Origin of the sequence: Janthinobacterium sp. BJB446 (assembly GCF_002735655.1) — a bacterium.
Lineage (GTDB): Bacteria > Pseudomonadota > Gammaproteobacteria > Burkholderiales > Burkholderiaceae_D > Janthinobacterium > Janthinobacterium lividum.
Window position 1 is genome coordinate 813400 of record NZ_PDZK01000002.1, and the last position, 6665, is coordinate 820064.

5 protein-coding genes and 1 rRNA gene are annotated in these 6665 nt (G+C 60.8%); 2 read left to right on the top strand and 4 right to left on the bottom strand.

The window, feature by feature from the left end; all coding sequences use genetic code 11:
- Positions 1-211: 211 nt before the first annotated feature.
- Positions 212-1261, bottom strand: coding sequence for an aminopeptidase (locus CSQ92_RS19325; protein WP_099395073.1), 1050 nt, complete (start codon positions 1259-1261; stop codon positions 212-214).
- 1 nt (position 1262) lies between these two features.
- On the bottom strand, positions 1263-3338 hold the full coding sequence (locus CSQ92_RS19330; protein WP_099395074.1) for a molybdopterin-containing oxidoreductase family protein: 2076 nt from the start codon (positions 3336-3338) through the stop codon (positions 1263-1265).
- Between the two features lie 206 nt (positions 3339-3544).
- Between CSQ92_RS19330 and CSQ92_RS19335 the strand changes: the two genes are divergently transcribed.
- Positions 3545-4738, top strand: a complete 1194-nt coding sequence (locus CSQ92_RS19335; protein WP_099395075.1) for a M20 aminoacylase family protein — start codon at positions 3545-3547, stop codon at positions 4736-4738.
- 1 nt (position 4739) lies between these two features.
- Here the strand turns inward: CSQ92_RS19335 and CSQ92_RS19340 are convergent, their stop codons facing one another.
- Positions 4740-5642 carry an NAD(P)-dependent oxidoreductase gene (locus CSQ92_RS19340; RefSeq protein ID WP_373606053.1) on the bottom strand — a complete coding sequence of 301 codons (903 nt, stop codon included), beginning with the start codon at positions 5640-5642 and terminating at the stop codon, positions 4740-4742.
- Between the two features lie 93 nt (positions 5643-5735).
- Here CSQ92_RS19340 and CSQ92_RS19345 point away from each other — a divergent pair, with 93 nt between their 5' ends.
- On the top strand, positions 5736-6308 hold the full coding sequence (locus CSQ92_RS19345; protein WP_225317447.1) for an acyloxyacyl hydrolase: 573 nt from the start codon (positions 5736-5738) through the stop codon (positions 6306-6308).
- A gap of 238 nt (positions 6309-6546) precedes the next feature.
- Here the strand turns inward: CSQ92_RS19345 and rrf are convergent.
- Positions 6547-6659: ribosomal RNA gene (gene rrf / locus CSQ92_RS19350) — 5S ribosomal RNA — on the bottom strand.
- Positions 6660-6665: the final 6 nt, after the last annotated feature.

Genomic DNA, 6665 nt, shown 5'->3' on the forward strand with positions numbered 1-6665 from the left:
GCGGATTCTGTCGTCCTGCAGTCAGTTTGAGCATTCTGACGAGCAATTGCTCTATGCTACTAATGCGATGCTATCGGGCGCCGGGCTTCCATGCAAGCGCTTTCAACAGTATTCGAGCGGCAACTCTAGGGGTATTTTATGCTGCAACGCAACATGCCAAATACACTGTTGCAGGATCGTTTGCCCTGACGTGCGAGACAATCTTTACGGGTCAGGGGCTGGACAATTGTTCCAGCGCCTGCCTGCGCTCAGGCTTCTTGATCTGGGCCATTGTGTGCACTGCAGCATAAAAAGCACGAAAGTTCTTTTTTTCTTCCAGCAATTTTTTGAAGGCAGGCAAAAATTCATTGTAGGTAGACACGGATGCCAGGTGCGCATTGCTCAATGGCTGCTCGAACCAGCGGTCGTAACCGGCAAAACCACCCCAGTTTGTCTTCACTACCTGATACGCGTCTTGCAATGCCGCAAACACCTGCGCCTTGCGCGCCCGCTTGTCCGCATCGCTGGCGTCGCTCGCATACACCGACTCCAGTTCACCCCGGTATTTCAGCAGCAGGGCCAGGAAATCCTGGCGCCGCGCGGCGTACTGGGCGTACGCCGCGCGCATGGCGTCGTTGCCCTCGCGCGCCAGCCAGCGCTGCACGCCCGCCTCTTCCACGGCACTGGCAAACGACTCGTTGAAGGCCGAATCACCGGGCACGTACACCACCTGGTGCGCCAGTTCATGGAAGATCAGGCGCGCCAGCTCCGCATCGTTGTAATTGATAAAGGTCGACAGCAGGGGATCGTCGAACCAGCCCAGGGTGGAATACGCGGGCACGCCGCCCACCTGCACGTCGTAATGCTGGGCCCGCAGTTCGTCGGCATACGCGAGCGCCTCCTCCTTGCTGTAATAGCCGCGGTAATTGACGCAGCCGGCAATGGGAAAACACCATTGCAGCGGCTGCAGCGACAGTTCCGGCGTGGCCACCACGTTCCACAGCACGAACGGGCGCCGCAGGGAGGCGTAATTCTTGTAGCTGCCATTGTCGGGCAAGTCCAGCTCGCTGACGGCAAAGCGGCGAATTTGCTGCGCCTTGGCCAGACGCACTTTCAGGCGCGGCTCGGTGGTCGGGTCGTCGAGCCAGTCGCCGATGGGCCGCGCGCCCGACCACAAGGCATATTGCCCCTGCGCCGCTTGCGTGTAGTAGCGCAGCTGCGTGCAGCCGCCCAGCAGCAGGCACACCGTGCCGACAAGCAAGCGGGCCGGCCAAGGCGCCATGTCAGGCAGCCTTTTCCACTTCGACCAGCGTATCGTAGAAGGTCGGCGCGCGGCCCATGTCCGTCAAGCGCTGGCTGGTCACTTCATTGGCATTCTTGCCGTCGCTGGCGAGTTTCTTCCACCACACGGACAAGCCCACGACCAGGCCCCGTCTCGCCTTGTCCGTCACCCTGGCCTTGGCAATAAAACTGCCGCGGTCATTGAAGATGCGCACCATGTCGCCGGCCGCGATGCCGCGCGCGGCGCAATCGTCAGGGTGGATATCGAGGTGCGGCTCGCCTTCGGCCGCGCGCAGGCTTTTGACGTTGACGAACGTGGAATTGAGGAAATTGCGTGCCGGCGGGGAAATCATGGCCAGCGGATAACGGGCCGCCAGTGCAGGATTGCTGGCTTGCGATTCGTGCGGTGCGATATACGCCGGCAAGGGATCGAGTCCCGCCTGCGCCATGGCGCTGGAATAGAACTCGCACTTGCCCGATGGCGTGGGGAAACCGCCCTCGGCAAATGGCGCCTCGGCCATGGCCAGCTTTTGCCAGCCCGTGCGTTTCAGCGATTCCCAGTCGAAATGCACGGCGCGCGCATCCGTCGCATCGAACGCCTTGGCCGCCAGCGCATCGTCGCTTTCCTGGAAGCACGGGTCATCAAAGCCCATGTGCTGTGCCAGCAAGCGGAAGATTTCCGTATTCGCTTTCGCTTCGCCCAGCGGCGCGACGGCCGCATTGTTCGCCATCATGTACAGGTGGCCGTAGGTGGAATGCGCATCGACGTGTTCCAGCTGCGTGGTGGCAGGCAGCACGATGTCGGCGTAATCGACGGTATCGGTCTGGAAGTGTTCGAGCACGACCGTAAACAAATCCTCGCGGGCAAATCCCTGCGCCACTTTCGAGGAATCGGGCGCCACCGCCAGCGGGTTCGAGTTGTAGACGATCACGGCTTCGACTTGCGGACCGAACTCGGCGGAACTTGCTTTCAATAAATCGTCGCCGATGGTGCTCATGTTGATGGTGCGTGGCGTGCCTTTCAATAAATCCGGGCGCTGCAGGGCCTTGCGGTTGACGGGGAAGGAACCCGAGCTCGACAGCTGCATACCGCCGGCCGGATGGCGCCAGGCGCCCGTCAGCGCGGGCAGGCAGGCGATATTGCGCACGGCCATGCCGCCGCCATGCACGCGCTGCACGCCGTAGTTGGCACGGATGGCGGCGCCCTCGCCAGAGCGGCATGCCTGGCCGTACAGGCGCGCCAGTTCCAGCACTTCAGTGGCCGTGATGCCGCACACCTCGGCCACGCGCTCGGGCGGCCATTCCAGGGCCCGCTGTTTCAGTTCAGCATAGCCGATCGTGTACTGCGCGATATAGTCATGGTCGATCAGATCTTCGGTGATCAGCACATGCATCAAGCCCAGCGCCAGGGCCGCATCGGTCCCCGGCAGCAAGGCGATATGCTGGTGGCACTTTTCGGCCGTCAGCGAACGGTAGGGGTCGATGGCGATCAAGGTGGCGCCATTGCGCTTGGCCTCTTGCGCGCGCATCCAGAGGTGCAAGTTCGAGGCGATCGGGTTGCCGCCCCAGATAATGATCAATTTCGCGTTCTGGAACTGCTCCATGTCCGTGCCGATGCTGGCGCCCACCGTGTAGCGGTAACCGGTGGCACCGGCCGAGGCACAGATGGTGCGGTCCAGCAGGGAAGCGCCGAGCTGGTTGAAGAAGCGCGACGACATCGATTCGCCCTGCACCAGGCCCATGGTGCCACAGTAGCTGTACGGCAAGATCGCCTGCGGATCGCGCGCGGCGATCGGTTTCAAGCGCGCCGCGATGATCTGCAATGCCTCTTCCCAGCTGATGCGCTCGAACTTGCCTTCCCCCTTCTTGCCCACGCGGCGCAGCGGATGCAGCAGCCGGTCCGCATGGTAGGTGCGCTCCGTGAAGCGCGACACCTTCGTGCACAGCACGCCAGCCGTGGTCGGATGGTCGGGATCGCCCTTGACGGCGGTGGCCACCCCATCGGTCACGGTGACCAGCAAGGCGCAGGTATCGGGGCAATCGAGCGGGCAGGCGGCGCGCACTTGGGTGGTGGTCATGGGGCAATCCGAAAACGTTGGGGGAAGGCGATACTGTAAACCATTCCGCGCGCTTGCTGTTGGCGCCGTGGCAAGCACGTCCGTGCGCTGGATTTACCCGGCAAACAAGGGCTACAATGCACTATTAGCCGCGCCTGTTTTTGATCAAACGAGCGCGGTCCGGCGCGCCATACATTGCTGCGTGCCAGCATCCACAGGAGAGTCCCATGAAACTAGTTGATCCGATCTTGGCGTTTCAATCCGAGCTGCAAGGTATCCGCCGCGACCTGCACGCGCATCCCGAGCTGTGCTACGAAGAACAGCGCACCTCGGACGTGGTCGCCGCCAGACTGACGGAATGGGGCATTCCCGTGGTACGCGGCCTGGGCCGCACTGGCGTGGTCGGTATCATCAAAAATGGTACTTCGACACGCGCCATCGGCTTGCGCGCCGATATGGATGCCTTGCCGATGCAGGAAATGAATACCTTCGAGCATGCTTCACGCCATCCGGGCAAGATGCACGCCTGCGGCCATGACGGCCACACGGCCATGCTGCTGGGCGCCGCCCATTACCTGGCGCAACACCGCAACTTCGATGGCACGGTCTACCTCGTCTTCCAGCCAGCTGAGGAAGGCGGCGCCGGCGCGCGCGAAATGATCGAAGACGGCTTGTTTACCCGCTTCCCCATGGATGCCATCTACGGCATGCACAACTGGCCAGGCGCCGAAACGGGCACCCTGAGCGTGGTAGAGGGGCCAATGATGGCCTCCAGCAATGAATTCCACGTCACCGTCAAAGGCAAGGGCGCCCATGCGGCCCAGCCCCACAAGGGTATCGACCCCGTCATGGTGGCCGTGCAAATCGCGCAAAGCTGGCAAACCGTCATCACGCGCAACAAGAGCCCGCTCGACACGGCCGTGCTGTCGATCACGCAAATCCATGCGGGCAGCGCCACCAATGTGATTCCCGATGACGCCAGCCTGGTCGGCACCGTGCGCACCTTCACCACGCCCGTGCTGGACTTGATCGAAGAGCGCATGCGAGAAATCGCCGTGCACACGGCCGCCGCCTTTGGCGCGGAGGTCGACTTTCACTTCAAGCGCAACTATCCGCCGCTGGTCAACCACGCGAAAGAAACGGCGTTTGCTGTCGAAGTCATGCAAAGCGTGGTGGGCGCGGACAAGGTCAACGCGAATGTCGAGCCGACCATGGGCGCGGAAGATTTTGCTTTCTTTCTGCAAGAAAAGGCCGGCTGCTACATCTTCATCGGCAATGGCGATGGCGAGCACCGCGATGGTGGCCATGGCCTGGGTCCGTGCGTCTTGCACAATGGCAGCTATGACTTCAACGACAAGCTGCTGCCCATCGGTGCCAGTTTCTGGGTCAAGCTGGCCGAAGCGAGCCTGCCCGTCGCTTGATTTATCCCAGCTTATCCGGACCGGTGCCCAGGCGCTGCCCCGGATTCAACGCTTCCAGGGCCAGCAAGGCTGCCGCATGGTCCGCCGTCGGGTAGGTGGCGGCGATGCTTTCATAGCGCTGCGTCACCAGTTGCGTCACCGGCAAGGTGACGTGTGCAGCCTCGGCCGCCGCGAGGATATTGTGCATATCCTTGACCTGGCTCTTCACTTGGCCGCCAGCAACAAAATTGCGCTCCAGCATGCGCTGGCCATGCACCTCTAAAATCTTGCTTTCGGCAAAACCGCCACGGATCGCTGCCCGTACGGCGCTCGCATCGGCGCCGGCCGCCTGTGCCAGCAACAACGCCTCGGCCACGATATTCAGGGTGGCGCCGACGATCAGCTGATTGCACAACTTGGCGACCTGGCCACTGCCGGCCGGTCCCACCAAGGTCGGGCGCCCCATGGCCGTCAAGATATGCTCCACGCGCGCATAATCGTCGGCGCTGGCGCCAGCCATGATGGCCAGGTTGCCTGCCTGAGCCCCACCGACGCCGCCCGACACGGGCGCATCGATGAAGGCATGGCCTGCCGCGTGCAAGATGGCATGAAATTGCTGGGCTTCTGATTGCTTGGTGGAACTCATATCTATCCATAGCGCCCCAGTTGCCAGGGCCGGCAACGCGTCCTGCAGCACCTGCGCCACGATGGGACCGGCTTCCAGCATCGAGATGACCACGTCCGCGCCATTGACCGCCTCAGCCACGGAAACGGCGGGCTGCGCGCCTGCCGCACGCAGGACTTGGGCCTTTCTGTGCGTGCGATTCCAAATTGTGACAGAATATCCAACGTGCAGCAGGCGCCGGACCATCGGATCCCCCATCAGACCGATACCGAGAAATGCGATTTTTGTAGAGAATGTCAATTGAACCCCTGAGATCAACAAGTGGCGAAAGCGGCAGGCAAAGCAAGCTTGCGTCTGCGCAAACAAGACAACAGCCTATCGGCCAATTTTACGATGAAAGCCTCTATGTTCTTCAAGAAGAATCTCCTCAAATCCATCGCCGCCGTGACCGCGCTGATGGCGGCCAATGCCGGCTTTGCCGCCGACGGCAAACTGATCGACTCCGTTTACGGCGAATATGCCAAGGGCGTGAAGGTACAAATGGTACGCGCCGGCGTGACCTCGAACTGGGATAAGGCCTGGTTCGTATCGAATGGCACGCAGCTGAGCGGTTACTGGGATGCCAGCATTGGCGGCTGGGATGCCAAGAGCTATCAGAATGTCCCTGGCCAGCATCAAAAACTGTGGGACCTGGGCTTTACCCCCGTTTTCCGTTTTGAAAATACGAATAAGCTGGGTTTTTATGCGGAAGCCGGCATCGGCGTGCACATGCTGTCGAAACTGTACAACAACGATGATGACCGCCTGTCGACCCACTTCCAGTTCGGCGACCATATTGGCGTCGGCTATGTCTTCAATAACAAATGGGAAGTCGCTGCGAAGATCCAGCATTTCTCGAACGGCGGCTACAAGAAACCAAATAGCGGCGTCAATTACCTGAACGTCAAAGTCGCTTACCATTTTTAATGGTTGTAATACATGACAAAGGCAGCGCTTAGCGCTGCCTTTTTTACGCCTGCTGAACCGCCGGGGTCAGACCCTCCACACCGCCAACGCCAGATTCAACGCCAACGCGCGAGGGGGTCTGCCCCCAGCCTTCGTTTGGGGTTCGCCATCACAAACCGCCAGGCGAAAAAAAACCCGACCATTGCTGATCGGGTTTTTCTCAAGAAACAACAGCCGGGGCTGTTGCTTCAAATAACAAGCCTGACGATAACCTACTTTCACACTGGTTGCAGCACTATCATCGGCGCAAAGTTGTTTCACGGTCCTGTTCGGGATGGGAAGGGGTGGGACCAACTTGCTATGGTCATCAGGCATAAC

Bases quoted from the DNA above. Each gene is read 5' to 3' on its own strand.
- CSQ92_RS19325 (WP_099395073.1), bottom strand. From the start codon at position 1,261: ATGGCGCCTTGGCCGGCCCGCTTGCTTGTCGGCACGGTGTGCCTGCTG.
- CSQ92_RS19330 (WP_099395074.1), bottom strand. From the start codon at position 3,338: ATGACCACCACCCAAGTGCGCGCCGCCTGCCCGCTCGATTGCCCCGAT.
- CSQ92_RS19335 (WP_099395075.1), top strand. From the start codon at position 3,545: ATGAAACTAGTTGATCCGATCTTGGCGTTTCAATCCGAGCTGCAAGGT.
- CSQ92_RS19345 (WP_225317447.1), top strand. From the start codon at position 5,736: ATGAAAGCCTCTATGTTCTTCAAGAAGAATCTCCTCAAATCCATCGCC.